The following is a 19729-nucleotide window of genomic DNA, read 5'->3' on the forward strand; positions in this document are numbered from 1 at the left end:
TGTGACGGGCCGCGGTGGCACGGCTTTCCCGCAATTCTACCGTCGCATGGGTCGAAGGCGGCGAGATCGCGGGAGAGCCGTGCGCGGTCGCGCTCAGAGCGGACGTTCGAGCCCGTTCATGCGCGTGAGCAGCAGCGCCTCTGTGGCGACGGCGTGACGGAACGTGTCCAGATGCAGCGACTCGTTCGGGCTGTGGGCCCTGGAGTGCGGGTCCTCGACTCCCGTGACCAGGATCTGCGCCTCGGGGAACTCCCGCACGAGGTCGGCGATGAACGGGATGGAGCCGCCCACACCGAGGTCGACGGGTGCGACACCGTACCCGTCGCGCATCGCGTCCCGGGTGAGACCGACGGCCCACCCGCTCGTGTCGACGAGGAACCCGTCACCGAGATCGACATCAGAGAACGTCAGCTCGGCTCCGTACGGCGCATGTGCGCGGAGATGCCGCTCGAGAGCGGCGTAGGCGTCCGCGCCACTCTGGCCGGGGGCGACACGGGCGCTGAGCACCACCGTCGTCTCGGGCAGCAGCGTGTTGGACGCGGATGCCACGCTCGTCGTATCGATGCCGATGATGGTGACGGCCGGCTTGTTCCAGATACGGCTCAGGATCGTCCCGTTGCCGATCGGCTGCGTCGTCGGCAGGAGCCCTGCCTCGTCGCGGAGTGTCTCCTCCGAGTAGTCGGGTGTCGGCGAGTCCCGCTCCGTGAGCCCCTCGACGGCGACCGATCCGTCGTCGTTCCAGAGCGTCGAGAGCAGCTTCACGGTCGCCATCATCGCGTCGGGCACCGCTCCCCCGAACATCCCGGAGTGGGAGGCATGATCCAGCGTGCGCACACGGAGGATGAAACGGGCGTTGCCGCGAAGCGAGACGGTCAATCCGGGGGTGACGGAGTCCCAGTTCCCCGAATCCGCCACGACGATGGCGTCGGCACGCAGCGCCTCCTTGTTGTCCGAGAGGAACTGTGCGAACGAGGCGGAGCCGTACTCCTCCTCGCCCTCGATGAACAGCGCGATGCCCAGATCGAGGTCGTCGCCCAGCACGTCTGACACGGCGCGGATCGAGGCGATGTGCGCCATGACACCCGCCTTGTCGTCTGCGGCGCCGCGGCCGTAGAGGCGCCCGTCGCGCACGGTGGGCTCGAACGGTGGCGTCTCCCACAGCGCGTCGTCTCCCGGAGGCTGCACGTCGTGGTGTGCGTACAGAAGGATCGTGGGTCGGCCGTTGCGGGCCGCCCGGCTCGCGAGGACCGCCGGCTGGCCGAGTTCCTCGGTGCCGGGGATCGCGGCGCGGAGCACACGCACGTCGTCGAAGACTCCGGTGTCCCGCGCGAGCGCCGCGACGGCATCCGCGCTGCGCTGCAGCTGGGTCTGATCGAACGCCGGCCAGGCCATGCCGGGGATGCGCACCAGGTGGCCGAGGTCGGAGAGCGCAGCAGGGATTCCCGTCGCCACCGCCTCGAGGACGGCCGAGTCGGAAGCACTGGGAAGAGCAGGAGAGGTCATGCGAGTAATCTTAAGGTGATCCATCATCAGCGAACCGAGGAATCTCGTGGCCACTACCCCTGTCCCCCCATCGACGAACGACGACGCCCCTGAGACGACCGCCGTCGGAAAGGGCCGTGCGACACCGACCCGCGCGGAGCAGGAAGCGGCACGCCGCCGCCCCCTGGTCGCGAACACCAAGGAAGCGAAGGCCGCCGCGCGCGCCGAGCTCAACGAGCGACGCAACCGCGCACAGGCGGGCATGGCCGCCGGCGAGGAGAAGTACCTTCCCGCCCGCGACAAGGGCCCCCAGCGGCGATGGGTCCGCGACTACGTGGATGCCGGCTGGCACCCCGCAGAATTCGTGATGGCGGTGATGGTGCTCGTCATCCTCGCCTCGCTCGTGCCCGCACAGCTCGCGGTCGCCTACTACGCGTACATCGCCATGATGGCCTACCTCCTCATCGCGATCGGCGGCATGATCCTGCTCGGCCTGCGCGTCAAGCGCAAGGTCGCCGAGAAGTTCGGCAAAGAGCGCATGGAGCGCGGTCTCGGCTGGTACGCCGCGATGCGCGCGCTCCAGATGCGATTCATGCGCCTGCCGAAGCCGCAGGTCAAGCGCGGCCAGTACCCGGCCTGACACTCCGCTCTTCACGAAGAAGGCCTCCGTGCTCGACAGAGCAGGAGGCCTTCTTCGTATGTCACGTCAGCGGGCGACGAGTCCGCGGTTGATCTCGCGTCCCCAGAAAGGTCCACGGTAGAGGAACGCGGTGTACCCCTGCACCAGATTCGCGCCGGCGTCCAAGCGCTCCTGCACATCGGCGGGGGTCTCCACTCCCCCGACGGCGATCACGCAGAAATCGGCCGGAACCGCTGCGCGTACGAGGCGCAGCACCTGCAGCGAGCGTTCCTTGAGAGGAGCGCCCGACAGTCCGCCGGCGCCTGCCGCCTCGACCGCAGCCGCATCGGTCAGCAGCCCCTCTCGACTGATGGTCGTGTTGTGCGCGATGATGCCGTCCAGTCCTTCGGCGACCGCCAGCTCGGCGATCGCCGTGATCTCCTCGTCCGGGAGATCGGGGGCGATCTTCACCAGGAGCGGGGTCGCACCGGCGGCTTCTCGTACAGCCCGGAGCAGTGGAGCGAGCGTCTCGACGGCCTGCAGCCCGCGAAGTCCCGGAGTGTTCGGAGAAGAGACGTTGACCGCGAGATAGTCCGCCAGCGGAGCGAGACGTGTGGCAGAGGCCACGTAGTCCGCGGTGGCGTTCTCGACGTCGACGACCCGGCTCTTACCGATGTTGACGCCGATCACGGTGTCGGGTGCGCCTCGGCGCAGCGACGCCAGCCGACGTGCAGCGGCGTCGGCCCCGGCATTGTTGAAGCCCATGCGGTTGATCACCGCACGGTCGGCGATCAACCGGAACAGACGCGGCTTCGGGTTGCCCTCCTGCGGAATGGCCGTCACGGTGCCGACTTCGACGTGACCGAAGCCGAGCGCGGCGAGCCCGCGCACGCCGACGGCGTTCTTGTCGAAGCCTGCGGCGACGCCGAACGGCGAAGGGAACGTCAGCCCGAGCGCCTCGACCCGCAGCGACGGATCGGGACGGGTCAGCGCACGCGTCGCCCAGGAGAACGGGGGCGTGCCGAGCACACGGATCACCGCCATGCCGGCGTGATGGGCGAACTCGGGGTCGAAGCGCGACAGGACAGCGCGAAAGAGCAGCGGATACATCCCTGCCAGATTACCGGTCGACGGACTCCTGCTCCGCGTGATCGGCACGGAGGTCGGTGATCGCGCTCTCGAAGTCCTCGAGCGAGTCGAACGCCTGGTACACGCTCGCGAATCGGAGGAAGGCCACTTCATCGAGATCGCGCAGCGGACCCAGGATCGCGAGCCCGATCTCGTTCGTGTCGAGCTGGGACACCCCCGTCTGGCGCACGGCTTCCTCGACACGCTGGGCGAGTATCGCGAGGTCCGCCTCGGTCACCGGGCGCCCCTGGCATGCCTTGCGGACGCCGGAGATCACCTTCTCGCGACTGAACGGCTCCATGACGCCTGAGCGTTTGATGACGTTGAGGCTCGCGGTCTCGGTCGTGGTGAATCGTCCCCCGCACTCGGGGCACTGCCGACGTCGACGAATCGACAGGCCGTCATCGCTGGTACGCGAATCGATCACGCGAGAGTCGGAATGGCGGCAGAAAGGGCAATGCATCTTTCTAACCTACGCCGTGAAACGAGCCTCGATCGCCTCACCGTGCGCGGGGAGCACCTCGGCGTTCGCGAGCGCGACCACGCCCTCCCGCACTGCGGCGAGAGCATCGCGATCGTACGAGATGACCTGCTGCGGGCGCAGGAAGGTGTAGGCGCCGAGTCCAGGGGCGTAGCGCGCCTGCCCGCCCGTGGGCAGGACGTGGTTGCTCCCTGCCATGTAGTCACCCAGGCTGACCGGCGTCTGATCTCCGACGAAGACAGCACCGGCACTCGTGAAGCGGGATGCCGCCCCGGCCGCATCCGCGACGTGCAGTTCCAGGTGCTCCGGCGCGTAGGCATTGCTGAAAGCCGTCGCCATCGCCAGGTCATCGACGAGCACGATCGCCGACTGCGGTCCGTCCAACGCCACTCCGACGCGGACACTGTGCCTCGTGGTCGCTGCCTGGCGCTCCAGCTCGGCATCGACGGCCGCAACCAGCTCCGGAGCATAGGTGACGAGTACAGCGGATGCCTGCTCGTCGTGCTCGGCCTGGCTGATCAGGTCGGCTGCGACGAGACGCGGGTCTGCGTCGGCGTCGGCCACGATCAGGATCTCGGTCGCTCCCGCTTCCGAGTCCGTTCCGACGACGCCGGCGACGGCGCGCTTCGCGGAGGCGACGTAGTTGTTCCCCGGACCGGAGACCACGTCCACCGGGTCGAGTCCGATGGCGGGCACGCCCCAGGCGAGAGCACCGATCGCGCCTGCTCCCCCGATCGCGTACACCTCGGTGACTCCGAGCAGCCCTGCGGCGGCGAGGATGGTCGGGTGGATCCGCCCGTCGTGGTCCGCCTGCGGCGGGGAGGCCAGCGCGATCTGCTGCACTCCGGCCACCTGGGCGGGAACCACGTTCATGACGACGCTGGAGGCCAGCGGGGCCTTTCCGCCGGGGATGTACACGCCGGCGCGCGAGACCGGCTGCCACCGCTGGAGGATCTGGGCTCCCGGCCCGATCACCGTGGTCTGAGCGGCGGGAACCTGCGCCGCGGACCCCTGGCGCACGCGGACGATCGCCTCCTCGAGCGCAGCTCTCACGGCCGGTTCGACCGAAGCCAGTGCCTCTTCGATGTGCTCGGCGGGCACCCGCACCGCATGCCCCGAGACGCGGTCGAACTTCTCCGCCTGCTCGCGCAGCGCTTCCTCACCGCGCTCGCGTACGTCCTCGACGATGCGGGCGGCGGTCTCGAGAGCTTCTGCTCTGGCCTGAGTGGCGCGAGGTACTGCCGCGAGCATGCCTGCCGGCGAGAGCTCGCGCCCCCGCAGATCGATGGTGCGCACTGTCAACCCTTCGTGATGTCTGAGATGTCGTGGAGGTAGCCGATGCGTCCGTCGTCATGACGGACGACGAACGCGCCACCGCGGTCTTCGATCACGAGAGCCCAGGCGCTCGGGCCGATGCGGAACAGCGGCTCGCCGCGCTCATCATGCACATCCCGCTCGGAGGGAGCGAGGATCCAGAACGGCTGCGCGGCCACCACAGAAGCTTCGCGAGGGTTCGTGGCATCGACATCGGACTCCTCGGCGAACTGTTCGTCGCCGATCACGTCGGTATCCGCGGAGCTGTGGGTCTCCACCGTCTGCGCGGTCTCGAGAAGAGACTCGATGCTGCCCGTGTCGGAGACGATCTCCTGGTTCCGGGAGCGTCGGGAGTAGGTCGGCACATACTCCTCATCGACGGCCGCATCGGCGGTTCCGGTGTCGCCCCCGGACGCGTGCGACGCGATCGGTACGTGTGCGGCGAGGTCGAGCCGCGCCACTTCATCGGTCGCCTGCTCTCCGGAGAGCTCGACATCGAGCTCTACCACGTCGACGGTATGGGTCTCCGGCTCCGTGTCAGCGGCAGGTGCGGACGCGTCAGGAGCCGGGTCGGTCGCCCCCTCCTCGGTCGCGACAGGCGCCTGCTCCGGTCGCGGGCGAGGGATCACCGGACGTACCGGGTTGGCGTTGCGGTGCGCGAGCGTCACCAGACGCCCGTGGAAGTCTTCCTTCAGCCCGGGGATGATCGGGGCGAAGACGGTGAGCACCACGAGAGCCAGCGCGGCCACCAGCTGGACGACACCGCCCCACCACAGACTGAACACGCCCACCTCGATCACGGACGACACCGCACTCCACAGCAGACCGACCCAGAAGACCGCGGCGACCGAGAACGCCACAGAGGCGAACTGATCGATGCCCAGGGAGCCGACCCTGCGGATCCCGTCCGGCGAGAAACGGCGCAGGACCAGGAGGAACACCGCGACCGTCGGCACGCCGATGGGGAGGATCCACTGGATTCCGGTCCCCCAGATCGAGACACCCTGCGCGAACGGGAAGAAGGAGATGACGAAGGCAACGAGCCAGACGCCGACGATGAGAAGCTCTCGAAGCGTGAAGCCGAGGATGCCGAACTCGGGTGTGACGTCGTCGTCGTAGAGCACACCGTCATCGTCGAGGAACGGCTCGTTCTCCGCGTCCGGGATCTCAGGGAGTTCCGTGCTCATCAGTAGTCCTTTCGTCATGGTGCATGACAGGGAGGGGCGTCATGCTTCCCGACGGCTCACGATCCTACCCGCTCACCCCAGACAGTTAGGTCCGAGGAGCGACTTGAGGTCGCCGAACAGGTCGGCCGTGACCTTCACCGGCATCGGCACCTCGAAGACCTTCGCCGTTCCCCCGCGGTGCACACGCAGCATCACCTCCGTGTCGCCGTTGTGGCGTCGAAGGATCTCCGCCAGCTCGCTCATCACGCGCTCGGTGGCCCGCTGTTCTGCGAGTACGAGCGAGAGCGGCCCCGCGGCGTCGAAGGATCCGATGTCCGGGGAGAACGCCGACTGCGCGTGCAGGTTGAGCCCGTCGTCACGCCGGGAAACACGACCGCGGACCGCGAGGATCGAGTCCTGCTGCAGGGTGTGCTGGAACTCGGTGTATGTCTTGCCCATGAACATGACGGTGACCTCACCGTTGAAGTCCTCGACCGTGATCATGCCGTACGGATTTCCGCTGGCCTTCGCGACGCGATGCTGGACGCTGGTGACGAGTCCGGCGACGGTGACCTGGTCACCGTCCTGCAGGTCCTCCGAGTTGTTGAGGTCATGGATGGAGATGGACGCGTGCTTCGCCAGCGGAACTTCCAGGCCGGCGAGCGGGTGGTCCGACACGTACAGGCCGAGCATCTCGCGCTCGAAAGCGAGCTTGTCCTTCTTGATCCACTCGGGGCGCGCCGGAACCTTCGCCGGAGCCGCCTCTTCCATGCCGTCGTACAGGCTGTCGAAGTCGAAGCCGATGGCTCCTTGGGCTTCGTTGCGCTTGCGGTCGACGGCTGCTTCGACGGCGTCCTCGTGCACTTCCATGAGAGCACGGCGGGTGTCGCCCATCGTGTCGAAGGCACCGGCCTTGATCAGGGACTCCACCGTGCGCTTGTTCGACACGTGCAGCGGCACCTTGTCGAGGAAGTGGTGGAACGACGTGAAGCGCTCGTCCTGCCGGGCATTCACGATGCCCTCGACCACGTTGCTGCCGACGTTGCGGACGGCGCCGAGGCCGAAGCGGATGTCGTCGCCGACTGCCGCGAAGAAGTTGATCGACTCGGAGACGTCGGGCGGGAGCACCTTGATGCCCATGCGGCGGCACTCGTTCAGGTACAACGCCATCTTGTCCTTGGAGTCGCCGACGCTGGTGAGGAGCGCAGCCATGTACTCGGCCGGGTAGTGCGCCTTGAGGTAGGCGGTCCAGTACGAGACGACGCCGTACGCCGCGGAGTGCGCTTTGTTGAAGGCGTAGTCGGAGAACGGGAGCAGGATCTCCCAGAGCGCGTTCACCGCTCCATCGGAGTAGCCGTTCGCGTGCATTCCCGCCTGGAAGCCCTCGAACTGCTTGTCCAGCTCCGACTTCTTCTTCTTGCCCATCGCGCGACGAAGGATGTCTGCTTGACCGAGCGAGAAGCCGGCGACACGCTGGGCGATCGCCATGACCTGCTCTTGATAGATGATCAGACCGTAGGACTCCTCGAGGATGTCGGCGAGCGACTCCTCGAACTCCGGGTGGATCGGCGTGATCGGCTGCGCACCGTTCTTGCGAAGCGCGTAGTTCGTGTGCGAGTTCGCACCCATGGGCCCAGGACGGTACAGAGCGATGAGCGCCGAGATGTCACCGAAGTTGTCAGGCCGCATGAGGCGCATGAGCGAACGCATGGGTCCGCCGTCGAGCTGGAACACGCCGAGGGACTCTCCCCGTCCGAGCAGGTCGTACGCCCCCTGATCGTCCAGCGCGAGGTGCTCGAGGTCGAGCTCCTCACCACGGTTCGTGCGGATGTTGTCGAGCGCATCGGAGATGATCGTCAGGTTGCGCAGCCCGAGGAAGTCCATCTTGATCAGGCCGAGCGACTCGCACGACGGATAATCGAACTGCGTGACGATCTGGCCGTCCTGCTCGCGACGCATGATCGGGATGATGTCGAGCAGCGGCTCCGACGACATGATCACACCGGCCGCGTGCACGCCCCACTGGCGCTTCAGCCCCTCGAGGCCGATGGCACGATCGAATACCGTCTTCGCTTCGGGATCGGTATCGATCAACGCGCGGAACTCGCTCGCCTCCTTGTACCGAGGGTGCGAGGAGTCGAACATGCCGTCGAGGGGCATGTCCTTGCCCATCACGGGCGGCGGCATCGCCTTGGTGAGACGCTCCCCCATGCTGAACGGGAATCCGAGCACGCGACCCGCGTCCTTCAGCGCCTGCTTGGACTTGATGGTGCCGTAGGTGACGATCTGCGCGACGCGCTCGGAACCGTACTTCGCCGTGACGTAGTCGATGACCTCGCCACGACGACGGTCATCGAAGTCGACGTCGAAGTCAGGCATCGAGACGCGGTCGGGGTTGAGGAACCGCTCGAAGATCAGGCCGTGCTCGAGCGGGTCGAGGTCGGTGATCTTCATGGCGTAGGCGACCATGGATCCGGCACCGGAACCACGGCCGGGACCGACCCGGATGCCGTTGTCCTTCGCCCAGTTGATGAAGTCGGCGACCACCAGGAAGTAGCCGGGGAAGCCCATCTGGAGGATGATGCCGGTCTCATACTCGGCCTGCTTGCGCACCTTGTCGGGGATGCCGGCGGGGTACCGGTAGTGCAGGCCGTCCTCGACCTCCTTGATGAGCCAGCTGTCCTCGGTCTCGCCGTCGGGCACGGGGAACCGGGGCATGTAGTTCGCCGCCGTGTTGAACTCGACCTCGCAGCGCTCGGCGATCAACAGCGTGTTGTCGCAGGCCTCGGGGTGGTCGCGGAAGAGCTGCCGCATCTCGGCGGCGGTCTTGATGTAGTACCCGTCGCCGTCGAACTTGAAGCGGTTCGGATCGTCCATGGTCGAACCGGACTGCACGCAGAGCAGAGCGGCGTGCGCGTCGGCCTCGTGCTGGTGCGTGTAGTGCGAGTCGTTGGTGCCGACCAGCGGGATGTTCAGGTCTTTCGCGAGACGCAGCAGATCGGTCATCACCCGCCGCTCGATCGACAGACCGTGGTCCATGATCTCGGCGAAGTAGTTCTCTTTGCCGAAGAGATCCTGGAACTCGGCGGCAGCGGCTCGGGCCGCGTCGTACTGTCCGAGGCGAAGACGCGTCTGGATCTCGCCGGAAGGGCATCCGGTCGTCGCGATCAGGCCCTTCGAGTACGTCTGGAGCAGTTCGCGGTCCATGCGCGGCTTGAAGTAGTAGCCCTCCATGCTCGACCGTGAGCTGAGCCGGAAGAGGTTGTGCATCCCCTCGGTGCTCTGACTCCACATCGTCATGTGGGTGTAGGCACCGGAGCCCGAGACGTCGTCGCTCTTCTGGTCGGGAGAGCCCCACTGCACTCGCGTCTTGTCACTGCGGTGGGTGCCGGGGGTGACATACGCCTCCAGGCCGATGATGGGCTTCACGCCCGCCGCATTGGCGGCTTTGTAGAACTCGAAGGCGGCGAAAGTGTTGCCGTGGTCGGTCACAGCGATGGCCGGCATGCCGTACTCTGCGGCGGCCTGAGTCATGGATCCGATCTTCGCCGCGCCGTCCAGCATCGAGTACTCGCTGTGGACGTGCAGGTGGACGAAGGAGTCGGATGCCATGGGTTCGATTCTACGGCGAGGCCCCGACATCGGAGGTCGATGTCGGGGCCCGTGAGCAGCCGGGTAAGCCCGGTGTCATCCCTCCGGTTGGAGACGCACGCCTTCCGGCGCGGAATCCACGATCGAGATCTCGAGGGAGCCGTGCGACTCGGGCGTGTCCAGCGACCCGCGTCCCACCATCAGCCCCCGCCGCATGTCGATGGTGACGGTCTCCATCCAGTTGCTCTCGCCACCGTCCGGGATCGCGACGGTCGTGAAATCGCCGTCCTCGGAGACCACCTTGGCGCCGGGAAGGAGCGCCATGGTCTGGAACATCGCCGCCCGCAGGTCGGCGGGCGCGAGGTTGAAATCGACCGGCTCGGTCAACCGCGGCGGGGCGTATCCGGACTCCGGCTCGTAGGTGGCCAACCATTCCCGCAACGCCTCGGGCTCCCGGGGCATCTCGTCATACAACCGGGACATCGGGCTCAGGTGGTAGTAGTGCGTCTCCCAGCCGTCTCCTCCCATGATGCGGCCGCCGGGGTGGGCGACGATGTCAGGCATCTTTTCACCTCCGGACAGCTCCTGCTCTTCGATCCGGCTCGTCCACTCGGGCGCGGAGACGTCTGTGATCCGCTCGGCATCGGTGTTGTCCTCGATCCAGTCCGCGCTTCGATCGGCTGGGACGTAGAGCGTCCGCGTGCGGGACAGCGTGTAGGTGACATCGATCTCCGTCCCCTCTTCCGGGACGAAGCCCCGCATCGGTTGCGCCCATGTCTCGGAGATGCGGATGTACTGCCCGGGAGCCGGCGTCAGTGCCTCCGTCGTGAGCGTGACCTCGGCCGCTTCTGTCAGCACGTCAGCAGCGGAGGCGATCGGTGCGCTCGGAGGAGCCACCACGGATCCGACCACGATCGCCGTGACCGCCGCCCCCGTAACCAGGCCGCCGATGCCGATGCCGGTCCAGGCGCGACGGCGCCGACGGCGGGCTCCCGGCGCAAGGCCCCCCGCGATCTCACGGTTCAGCAGCCGACGGGCCTTCTGCACCGACGCTTCTTCCACACGGGCCTCGTCGGCCCCGATCTCACGCACTCGCTCCAAAAGCAGCATCGTTCTCCTCCTTCGCCATCCAGGTCAATCGGGCCGCGGAGTGCGACCCAGGCGGTGCGAGCTTGCGGCGGACGCGGTTCAATCGCGATCGAACCGTCCCCACGGGGACGCCCAGCGCTTCGGCGATCTGCTCGTACGTGAGGTCTCCCCAGGCGTGCAGCAGCAGCGTGTCGCGGTCACGGGTGGCCAGAGCCGCGATCCGAGGCGCCAGTCGTCGCAGTGCGGCATCGGCATCGAGACGCGCGTCCGCCATCGCATGCTCCGGCTCCTGAGCCACGGCATCTGCCGAGGATGATGCCTGGAACGCCCTCCACTGACGTGCTTCATCGGCCCGATGGCTCTTGACCACCTTCGTCGCGATACCGAGCAGCCACGGACGTGCGGAATCCCAGCAGATGTCGAACGTGGCGCGGCGCCGGAAGGCGACCAGGAACGTCTCGCTGAGGACGTCATCGACGGCATCGGCACCGACTCGTCGCCGAATGTAGCCGCCGACGGGTCGGACGTGCCGCTCGAAGATCTCGGAGAACACTCCGGGTTCATCGAGCGACCGCTGAATGATCTCGCTGTCTGTACTCACACTGGGTATTGCCCCGGAGCGCGAAAACGGTTCACGGAATCTTCGTCAGTCTCATCCATTCTTCAGATCGAGCCGCATCAGCACCCGCGGAAAGCCGTCGAGCACCGACCCGGTATCGGCCGCTTTCGTGAAACCCGCGCTCTCGAAGAGCGCCCTCGTGCCGACGTAGGCCATCGTCAGGTTCACTCGCTCGGAGCCGTTGTCGACCGGATACGCCTCGATCGCCGGAGCGCCGCGCTCCTTCGCATAGGCGGCAGCCCCCTCGATCAGCGCGTGCGAGATGCCTTGCTTGCGGTGCCCTGGACGCACGCGGATGCACCACAACGACCAGACGTCGAGGTCGTCGATGTGTGGGATCAGCCGATTGCGCGCGAAGCTCGTGCCGCTGCGCGGATACACAGCCGCCCACCCGACCGGCTCGTGCTCCAGGTAGGCGATCACCCCCGGCGGCGGATCCTCATGGCACAGCTCCCGTACTCGATCAGCGCGTGCGGGGCCCTTCAGGGCGACGTTCTCCTTACTGCCGATGCGGTAGCTCAGGCAGAAGCACACGTTCGACGTCTGCTTCTTCGGCCCCACGAGCGTCGCGACGTCGTCGAACTCGGTCGCGGGGCGAACCTCGATGTCCATGCGACCAGTGTCGCGCACACCGCCGACAACGTGCCGCAGTTCGGGCTACTCGCCGCGCAGCACGTCGAGCGCGTGCCGGAAATCCGCGGGATACGGCGACTCGAACTGCACCCAGTCGCCCGTGGCCGGGTGCGCGAAGCCGAGCTTGTGCGCGTGCAGCCACTGGCGGGTCAGGCCCAGCCGCGCGGACAGCGTCGGGTCCGCGCCATAGAGCGGATCCCCGACGCACGGATGCCGATGCGCGGCCATGTGCACGCGGATCTGGTGCGTGCGCCCGGTCTCGAGGTGGATCTCGAGGAGCGACGCGCCGGGGAAGGCCTCCAGCGTCTCGTAGTGCGTCACGGAGGGCTTGCCGTCGGGGACGACGGCGAACTTCCAGGAGTGGTTCGGGTGGCGACCGATCGGTGCATCGATAGTGCCGGCCAACGGATCCGGATGGCCCTGCACGACGGCGTGGTAGATCTTCTCGACCGTGCGCTCCTTGAACGCCCGCTTGAGAGCCGTGTACGCCTGCTCGGACTTGGCGACGACCATCAGTCCGCTGGTACCGACATCCAGTCGATGCACCACACCCTGCCGTTCCGGAGCACCGGTGGTGGCGACGCGGAAACCTGCGGCGGCGAGTGCGCCGACGACGGTGGGCCCCTCCCACCCGAGCGAGGGGTGAGCGGCGACTCCGGTCGGCTTGTCCACGACCACGATGTCATCGTCGTCGTAGACGATGCCGAGTTCCGGCACCGCGATGGGGACGACCTTCGGCCCCTCCTTGGGGGCCCACTCGACCTCGAGCCACGCGCCACCGCGCAGCCGGTCGGACTTGTCGAGGGTCACGCCGTCCAGACGCACCCCGCCGGCAGCGGCGACGTCGGCGGCGAAAGTGCGCGAGAAGCCCAGCATCTTGGCCAGGCCAGCATCGACGCGTGCGCCTTCCAAGCCGTCAGGTACGGGAAGAGACCGCGATTCCACGGGTCAGCGTCCTTCTGCGGCCGGTGCGCTGTCTTCAGTGGTGGCGTCGGTCCTGCTATCCGTGAGGGACGCGTCGACAGCGCCCGCACGAGTGTTCGCGGCGTCAGCGATCGCTGCCGCCTCCGCTTCCTCCTCGGTCTCGACCGCGACGTGATCGCGCTCACGTGAGCCGTCGAATCGCAGGCCGAAGACCACGAGAAGCGCGACGGAGATCATGCCCGTGACGATGAACACGTCGGCGACGTTGAAGATCGCCGGCATCATCCACGGCATCGAGATCATATCGACGACATGGCCGACGGGGAATCCCGGTTCGCGGAACAGACGGTCACCGAGGTTACCGAGCACTCCGCCCAGCAGACAGCCGAGAACGACGGCCCAGAGACGCGAGCGCAGCCCGAACGCCTTCCAGATGATCACGGCCGCCACCACCGACAACGCGATGGTGAAGATCCAGGTGACCTCGGAGCCGAGCGAGAACGCTGCTCCGGGGTTTCGCACGTAGTACAGCTGGAGGAACTCTCCGAGCACGGGCACGGGCTCCTGCAGCGGCAGGTTCGTGATCGTGAGGTACTTCACAAACTGATCGGCGGCCAGGACGACCGCTGCGAGAATCGCAACGATCGCACCGGCCGCCGACCGACGAAGGGGACGACGTCGTGTCAAGACCTACGACCTACAGTCCGATCGCGGAGACCGGCGTGGAGTCCGTGGACGCCGACTTCTCGTCGAGGTCGCGAAGCTGACCCTCGATGTAGCCGCGCAGCTGCGAACGGTAGTCGCGCTCGAAGTTGCGGAGCTCGGTGATGCGGGCCTCGAGCGTGTTGCGCTCGCGTTCCAGACGGGCGGCCTCTTCACGCTGCTTGGCCTCGGCCTCGCTGCGGATGCGGTTCACCTCGTTCTCGGCGTCGGCGATCAGCTGGTTGCGCTTCGCCTCACCCTCGGCGACGTGCTCGTCGTGCAGGCGCTGGGCAAGCTCGATGATGCCGGCGGTGGCAGTGGCGGACACCGTGGGTGCCGGCTCTGCCGGGGTCTCGACGGCAGCAGCCGGAGCAGGTGCGGGGACCTCGGCGACGGGCGCCTCGGCGGCCGGAGCGGCAGCAGGAGCCTCACCCGACTCGTATGCGGCCAGCTTGGCCTTCAGCTCGACGTTCTCCTCGAGCGCCTTGCGCCACTCGATGACGATCTCGTCGAGGAAGTCGTCCACCTCATCGGGGTCGAACCCGTCCTTGAAGCGGACGTGCTGGAACTGCTTGGTGACGACGTCATCCGGGGTAAGTGCCATGAGTGGCTCCTCTTTCGATGAGTTCGGTTGCCAGTTTTGTATGGCGCGGTCGTGATGTGGCGCGAACCCGGGGGGCGCACCTGGGTGCCAGCATAGCCCCCGCACCTTTGTGGCGCGATGACGCGACACCCGAAGAGGGCGAACTCGCGGTTCAGATGAACAGTCTGACGATGTTCATCAGAATCAACACGATGAGCATCGTGAGCGCGAATCCGAAGTCGAGCGAGAGAGACCCGATACGCAGAGGAGGGATGATCCGCCGGAAGAACCGGATCGGCGGGTCGGTCAACGTGTACACGGCTTCGGCAGCGACGAGACCGAATCCCTTAGGACGCCATTCCCGGTTGAACAGCGGGATGTAGTCGAGGATCAGGCGCGCGAAGAGCACGAAGATGTAGAGCAGCAGAACCAGGTGGACGATGCTCGCGACGACGGAGAGCAGTTGCACGGGCTACGACTGGTCGAAGCCCGCAGACTCGGCGTCTGCGTGGGCGATGCCGCCGTGACCCGACACCGCGATGTTCTCCGGCGAGAGCAGGAAGACCTTCGAGGTGACGCGCTCGATGCGGCCGTAGAGGCCGAGCGAGAGACCACTGGCGAAGTCGATCAGTCGACGCGCATCCGCGTCGCTCATCTGCGACAGGTTGATGATGACCGGCACGCCTTCGCGGAAGCTCTCCGCGATGAGCTGCGCGTCGCGGTACTGCTTCGGGTGCACGGTGAGGATCTCGTTCACAGCGCCTGCCGCAGGCTGTCGCACGGCGACAGGTCGACGCAGCGGGGTGACCGGAGCCGGAGCGGGCTCCTCACGGTCACGGTCGCGCTCACGGTGAGAGCGGGCGGGCGCCGGCTGCTCTTCTTCATAGGCTTCTTCCTCATCGGCGAGGCCGAGATACACCATGGTCTTCTTCAGCGGGTTACCCATCGTGTCCTCCGGTTCGAACGTTCGGGCTGGTCTGGTTAGAGGTTAGCCCCGGGCGGGCCGGGGTCCCGTGATTGCGGAGCCGATCCGCAGGTGTGTCGCGCCTGCGGCGATGGCTTCGACGAAGTCGCCTGTCATCCCCGCGGATATCCACGTAGCGTCAGGAGCGAGTGCTCGAACGCGATCCGCCACGTCGTGCAGACGGGCGAAGGCGGATGCCGGTTCCTCATCGAGTGGTGCCACGGCCATCACTCCACGCAGGCGCAGCGATGGCAGCGAGAGAACATGCTCCGCGAGCGCGGTCGCGTCCGCAGGAGCGACTCCCCCGCGCCCCTCGTCGGCGGTGAGGTTGATCTGCACCAGCACGTCGAGCACGTCGTCGCTGTCGGCCGCTCGGTCCAGGGAATCCGCCAGGCGGTCGCGGTCGATCGAGTGGACGACGTCGGCGCTGCGACGGATCGACGCGGCCTTGTTGGTCTGCGCCTGGCCGATGAAGTGCCACCGCAGATCGAGCTGCGTGAGCTCGCCCTGCTTCGATGTGAGCTCCTGCTGCCGGTTCTCCCCGACTTCCCGGACTCCCAGCTCGCGCAGCTCACGCACGAGGGACGCCGGATGGAACTTCGTCACGACGATCCGGGTGATCTCGGCAGGGTCACGGCCGGCGAGCCGCGCGGCGTCGGCGATCCGTGTGTCGATCGCCGACAGCCGCGCTGCCAGGCTCGGAGACTGCTGAGCCTGGTCGAGCGTCACTTCAGGAATTCGGGGATGTCGATGTCGTCATCGGCGAATGCCGGCTCGATGCTGGTCGCCGTCACGCGCTGCGGGGTGGGCTCGGACTCCGTGGCACCGGCGGCGGGTGCCGCCGTGTCGTCGGAGAGCGCCACCTCGGGCAGCGTCGCGGCAGGGCGGCTCACGACCATCGGGTCCAGCCGCAGCGAGGGCTCGCCGCCGTCAAAGCCTGCCGCGATCACTGTCACGCGCACCTCGTCGCCGAGGCTGTCGTCGATGACGGTACCGAAGATGATGTTCGCCTCCGGGTGCGCCGCCTCTTTGACGAGGTCAGCCGCATCATGGATCTCGAAGATGCCGAGGTTGGATCCACCCTGGATGGAGAGCAGCACACCGTGCGCACCTTCGATGCTCGCCTCCAGCAGCGGAGACTCGACCGCCAGCTCTGCAGCCTTGATTGCTCGATCGGCGCCGCGTGCGGAACCGATACCCATGAGCGCGGAACCCGCGCCCTGCATGACCGACTTGACGTCGGCGAAGTCGAGGTTGATCAGACCGGGCGTCGTGATCAGGTCGGTGATGCCCTGCACACCGGCGAGGAGCACCTGGTCGGCGGTCGCGAACGCCTCGATCATCGAGATGCCGCGGTCGCTGATCTCGAGGAGACGGTCGTTCGGCACCACGATAAGGGTGTCGACCTCTTCCTTGAGCTTCGCGACGCCCGCTTCGGCCTGGCTCTGACGGCGACGGCCTTCGAACGAGAACGGCTTCGTGACGACACCGATCGTGAGGGCGCCGATCGACTTCGCGATGCGAGCGACGACCGGGGCTCCACCCGTTCCGGTGCCACCGCCTTCACCGGCGGTCACGAAGACCATGTCGGCGCCGGTGAGCGCCTGCTCGATCTCCTCGGCGTGGTCTTCTGCGGCACGACGACCCACCTCGGGGTCGGCGCCGGCACCGAGACCGCGCGTGAGTTCGCGACCGACGTCGAGCTTGACGTCGGCGTCGCTCATGAGCAGTGCCTGCGCGTCGGTGTTGACGGCGATGAACTCGACTCCGCGGAGACCGAGATCGATCATGCGGTTGACGGCGTTGACGCCGCCACCGCCGACGCCGACGACCTTGATCACGGCGAGGTAGTTCTGGTTCTGGCTCATGGCCGGCCTCCGATTAGTCGAGCCTTGGAAGTGGGTGAACCTTAAACCTCAACTAGAGGTGTAAAGTATTTCCCGGTATTGCGTTCTCTTGATCGAAGGTAAGCGCCGTGCGAGCTCGCGGGCGCAGCGTTCTGGGCGTGTCGCTTCATTCCTTGCGGAATGCGCCGCCACTGCACGTTCTGCGTGCCGGGGAAGCCTCGAATCCCGCCGCGGAAGTCCGTCTCGCTAGCCGACGACGGCAGTCTCGGCGGACGAGACATCGACGGTGGCGGCATCCGGCTTCGCGGCCAGCGCCTTCTCGAGCACGAGTGATTTGAGCGCGGACTTCTCCGCGCTCCCCCACACGACCGTCAGCCCGCTGCTGAGTGTGAGGGTCACATCGTCGGCGGTACTGGCACTCACGCCTGTCAGCTGTGCGCGCAACTCGGCAGGCAGCGAACGCACGACGAGCCCAGCGCTCTCGAACGCCGTCGAATCGGTGCCGGCAGCGATGTCGATCAGGGGCTGTCCTGCTGGCTGGTCGGAGGTCGTCGAGAGCGCGACACCCGCGGCGTCAACGAGCGTGTAGCCGGCATCCGAACGGATCACGCCGATCGGCGTGCGCTCGACGATCCGTACGGTCAGATCATGCGGAGGCCTGGCCTCGAGCGCATAGGTCTCGATCAGCGGGAAGGCCAGCAGCGCCGCCTTGACCTCGCTCGAATCCACGAGAGCCAGCGGAGTTCCTAGCTGACCGCTGAGCGCGGCCTCCACGGCGGCCGGGTCCAGGGTGGATGCTCCGGCGACCGTGATCCTCTCGACAGCGAACAGCGGGCTGTACGCGGCAGCGACGCTCCCTCCCACGAGGAGGACGACGGCACCGATAGAGCTCCACCAGATGATCCGGCGGCGCCGGGAACGCTGGGTGAAGCGGCGGATCTCCGCCCGTAGCGCCTTTCGTCTGGCACGTGCGGCCCGCCACACGTCTCGCGTGGAGGTCGGCGGCGTCTCCGCACCCCGTTCTCCTGTGACGACGTCCGCACCCTCATCCGGGGCTGAGGTCGAATCCGACGGCTTCGGCACCGACGGCCCGCGCCGCGCAGGGCGGAGGACCGACGGCGAGGCGTACTCCTGCTCCCCCTGGCTCTCCGGGGAGCTCGGAAGCGGTGGGGGCCGACGCACGGACTACGCCTCGACGGTCTGGCGCAACGACTCCAGCACCTGCGGGATGATCTGGTAGACGTTGCCGCAGCCGAGCGTGATCACGAAGTCGCCATCACGGGCGACGGTCGCGGTGTAGTCCGCCGCCTCCTGCCAGTCGGCGACGAAATGCACATGGGCGGGGTCCCGGAAGGCGCCGCTCACGAGCTCGCCCGTGACTCCGGGTACCGGGTCCTCACGAGCGCCGTACACGTCGAGCATCACCGTGTGATCGGCGAACTCCTCGAGCACATCGGCGAACTCCTGGTACATGTGCTGCGTGCGCGAGTACGTGTGGGGCTGCTGGATCGCGATGATGCGTCCTGACCCCGAGATGCTGCGCATCGCCTCGAGTGCGGCACGGACCTCGGTGGGGTGATGAGAGTAGTCGTCGTAGACCGTGACCCCCCGCTCGACGCCATGCTGCTCGAGACGGCGCACCGTGCCGGCGAACCCCTCCACCGCGTGGACCGCATCGGCCAGGGCGAAGCCCAGCGCGCGCAGTACGGCGATCGATCCTGCGGCGTTGATCGCGTTGTGCACTCCGGGCACGGCGAGCTGCATGCGCACGCTGTCGTCGCCATGGGTGATCGTCGCTGCCACCGGCCCGTCGGCGACGATCTCCGTCACGCGCACGTCGGCATCGGCGGCCTGGCCGAAGGTGAGCACGTTCGGGTGGGAGAGGTCGGCGCCGACGCGCTGCGCACCGGCATCGTCGCTCGAGATCACGACGGCCTCACTGGCGGCATCCGCGAATCGCACGAATGCGTCGTGGAACGCCTCCTCCGATCCGAAGTGATCGAGATGGTCGGGATCGACGTTCGTGATGAGCGCCACGGCGGTGTCGTACAAGAGGAAGGTGCCGTCGGATTCGTCGGCCTCGATCACGAAGAGTTCGCCCGTGCCGGTCGCGCTGGAGATGCCCAGCTGCTCGATCACCCCGCCGTTGACGAAGTGCGGGTCGAGACCGAGGTCACGCAATGCGGTGACGATCATGCCCGTCGACGTGGTCTTGCCGTGCGCGCCGGCTACGGACACCAGGCGGCGTGAGCCGATCAGCCAGTACAGGGCCTGCGAGCGGTGGATGACATGGAGCCCGCGCTCCTTGGCGAGAAGGAACTCCGGGTTCTCCGGCCAGATCGCCCCGGTGTGCACGACGGTGTCGGCATCGCCGAGATGCGCCGCGTCATGGCCGACGTGTACGGTGGCCCCGGCAGCAGCCAGCGCGCGGAGATTGTCGCTGTCGGCGCGGTCGGAACCGGACACGCGGATGCCCGCATCGAGGTACATCTTGGCGAGTCCGCTCATGCCGGAACCGCCGATGCCGATGAAGTGCGCGGAGGTGATCGTCTCGGGAATCGGGAGGGAGAGGTCGGGTCTGATCATG

Annotated in this window: 19 protein-coding genes; 1 reads left to right on the forward strand and 18 read right to left on the reverse strand. The window is 67.1% G+C overall.

Going from position 1 to position 19729, the window contains the following annotated elements:
- Positions 1-93: 93 nt before the first annotated feature.
- Positions 94-1503 (reverse strand): dipeptidase, encoded by a 1410-nt coding sequence (locus MRBLWO12_RS07885; RefSeq protein WP_363554298.1) that lies wholly within the window; start codon positions 1501-1503, stop codon positions 94-96.
- 46 nt (positions 1504-1549) lie between these two features.
- On the opposite strand from MRBLWO12_RS07885, the gene MRBLWO12_RS07890 reads away from it, so the two are divergent.
- Positions 1550-2122 (forward strand): DUF3043 domain-containing protein, encoded by a 573-nt coding sequence (locus MRBLWO12_RS07890; protein ID WP_363554300.1) that lies wholly within the window; start codon positions 1550-1552, stop codon positions 2120-2122.
- Between the two features lie 66 nt (positions 2123-2188).
- Here the strand turns inward: MRBLWO12_RS07890 and MRBLWO12_RS07895 are convergent, their stop codons facing one another.
- From MRBLWO12_RS07895 to murC, 17 genes are all read right to left on the reverse strand, one after another.
- Entirely contained in the window at positions 2189-3211 is a 1023-nt protein-coding gene (locus MRBLWO12_RS07895) for a quinone-dependent dihydroorotate dehydrogenase (protein WP_363554302.1), read from the reverse strand.
- A 10-nt stretch (positions 3212-3221) separates the two neighbouring features.
- Positions 3222-3692 (reverse strand): transcriptional regulator NrdR, encoded by a 471-nt coding sequence (nrdR, locus tag MRBLWO12_RS07900; RefSeq protein WP_363554304.1) that lies wholly within the window; start codon positions 3690-3692, stop codon positions 3222-3224.
- 9 nt (positions 3693-3701) lie between these two features.
- A complete protein-coding gene (gene hisD / locus MRBLWO12_RS07905; RefSeq protein ID WP_363554306.1) occupies positions 3702-5006 on the reverse strand; it encodes a histidinol dehydrogenase in 1305 nt (434 codons plus the stop codon).
- Between the two features lie 2 nt (positions 5007-5008).
- The gene (locus MRBLWO12_RS07910; protein WP_363554308.1) at positions 5009-6211 is read right to left on the reverse strand and encodes a hypothetical protein; all 1203 of its coding nucleotides are present in this window, start codon (positions 6209-6211) and stop codon (positions 5009-5011) included.
- Between the two features lie 72 nt (positions 6212-6283).
- Entirely contained in the window at positions 6284-9802 is a 3519-nt protein-coding gene (dnaE, locus tag MRBLWO12_RS07915; RefSeq protein ID WP_363554310.1) for a DNA polymerase III subunit alpha, read from the reverse strand.
- 75 nt (positions 9803-9877) lie between these two features.
- Entirely contained in the window at positions 9878-10891 is a 1014-nt protein-coding gene (locus MRBLWO12_RS07920) for a hypothetical protein (protein ID WP_363554312.1), read from the reverse strand.
- Entirely contained in the window at positions 10866-11471 is a 606-nt protein-coding gene (locus tag MRBLWO12_RS07925; RefSeq protein ID WP_363554313.1) for an RNA polymerase sigma factor, read from the reverse strand. Before MRBLWO12_RS07925 ends, MRBLWO12_RS07920 begins: the two co-directional genes overlap by 26 nt.
- A 51-nt stretch (positions 11472-11522) precedes the next feature.
- The gene (locus tag MRBLWO12_RS07930) at positions 11523-12101 is read right to left on the reverse strand and encodes a GNAT family N-acetyltransferase (protein ID WP_363554315.1); all 579 of its coding nucleotides are present in this window, start codon (positions 12099-12101) and stop codon (positions 11523-11525) included.
- Positions 12102-12146: 45 nt separating this feature from the next.
- Positions 12147-13067, reverse strand: coding sequence for an RluA family pseudouridine synthase (locus MRBLWO12_RS07935; protein ID WP_363554317.1), 921 nt, complete (start codon positions 13065-13067; stop codon positions 12147-12149).
- A 3-nt stretch (positions 13068-13070) separates the two neighbouring features.
- Entirely contained in the window at positions 13071-13733 is a 663-nt protein-coding gene (lspA, locus tag MRBLWO12_RS07940; RefSeq protein WP_363554319.1) for a signal peptidase II, read from the reverse strand.
- 10 nt (positions 13734-13743) lie between these two features.
- Complete coding sequence (locus MRBLWO12_RS07945) at positions 13744-14352, reverse strand: DivIVA domain-containing protein (RefSeq protein ID WP_363554321.1); 609 nt, start codon at positions 14350-14352, stop codon at positions 13744-13746.
- A 151-nt stretch (positions 14353-14503) separates the two neighbouring features.
- The gene (locus MRBLWO12_RS07950; protein ID WP_363554323.1) at positions 14504-14800 is read right to left on the reverse strand and encodes a YggT family protein; all 297 of its coding nucleotides are present in this window, start codon (positions 14798-14800) and stop codon (positions 14504-14506) included.
- 3 nt (positions 14801-14803) lie between these two features.
- Positions 14804-15277, reverse strand: a complete 474-nt coding sequence (locus MRBLWO12_RS07955; protein WP_363554325.1) for a cell division protein SepF — start codon at positions 15275-15277, stop codon at positions 14804-14806.
- Positions 15278-15319: 42 nt separating this feature from the next.
- On the reverse strand, positions 15320-16024 hold the full coding sequence (locus MRBLWO12_RS07960) for a YggS family pyridoxal phosphate-dependent enzyme (RefSeq protein WP_363554327.1): 705 nt from the start codon (positions 16022-16024) through the stop codon (positions 15320-15322).
- On the reverse strand, positions 16021-17163 hold the full coding sequence (gene ftsZ, locus MRBLWO12_RS07965; protein ID WP_363554329.1) for a cell division protein FtsZ: 1143 nt from the start codon (positions 17161-17163) through the stop codon (positions 16021-16023). The genes MRBLWO12_RS07960 and ftsZ overlap by 4 nt, the downstream gene beginning before the upstream one ends.
- Positions 17164-17388: 225 nt before the next feature.
- A complete protein-coding gene (locus tag MRBLWO12_RS07970; protein WP_363554331.1) occupies positions 17389-18324 on the reverse strand; it encodes an FtsQ-type POTRA domain-containing protein in 936 nt (311 codons plus the stop codon).
- A 3-nt stretch (positions 18325-18327) separates the two neighbouring features.
- Positions 18328-19728 (reverse strand): UDP-N-acetylmuramate--L-alanine ligase, encoded by a 1401-nt coding sequence (gene murC, locus MRBLWO12_RS07975; protein ID WP_363554333.1) that lies wholly within the window; start codon positions 19726-19728, stop codon positions 18328-18330.
- Position 19729: the final 1 nt, after the last annotated feature.

Origin of the sequence: Microbacterium sp. LWO12-1.2 (genome assembly GCF_040675875.1) — a bacterium.
In the GTDB taxonomy this organism is placed as follows: Bacteria; Actinomycetota; Actinomycetes; order Actinomycetales; family Microbacteriaceae; genus Microbacterium.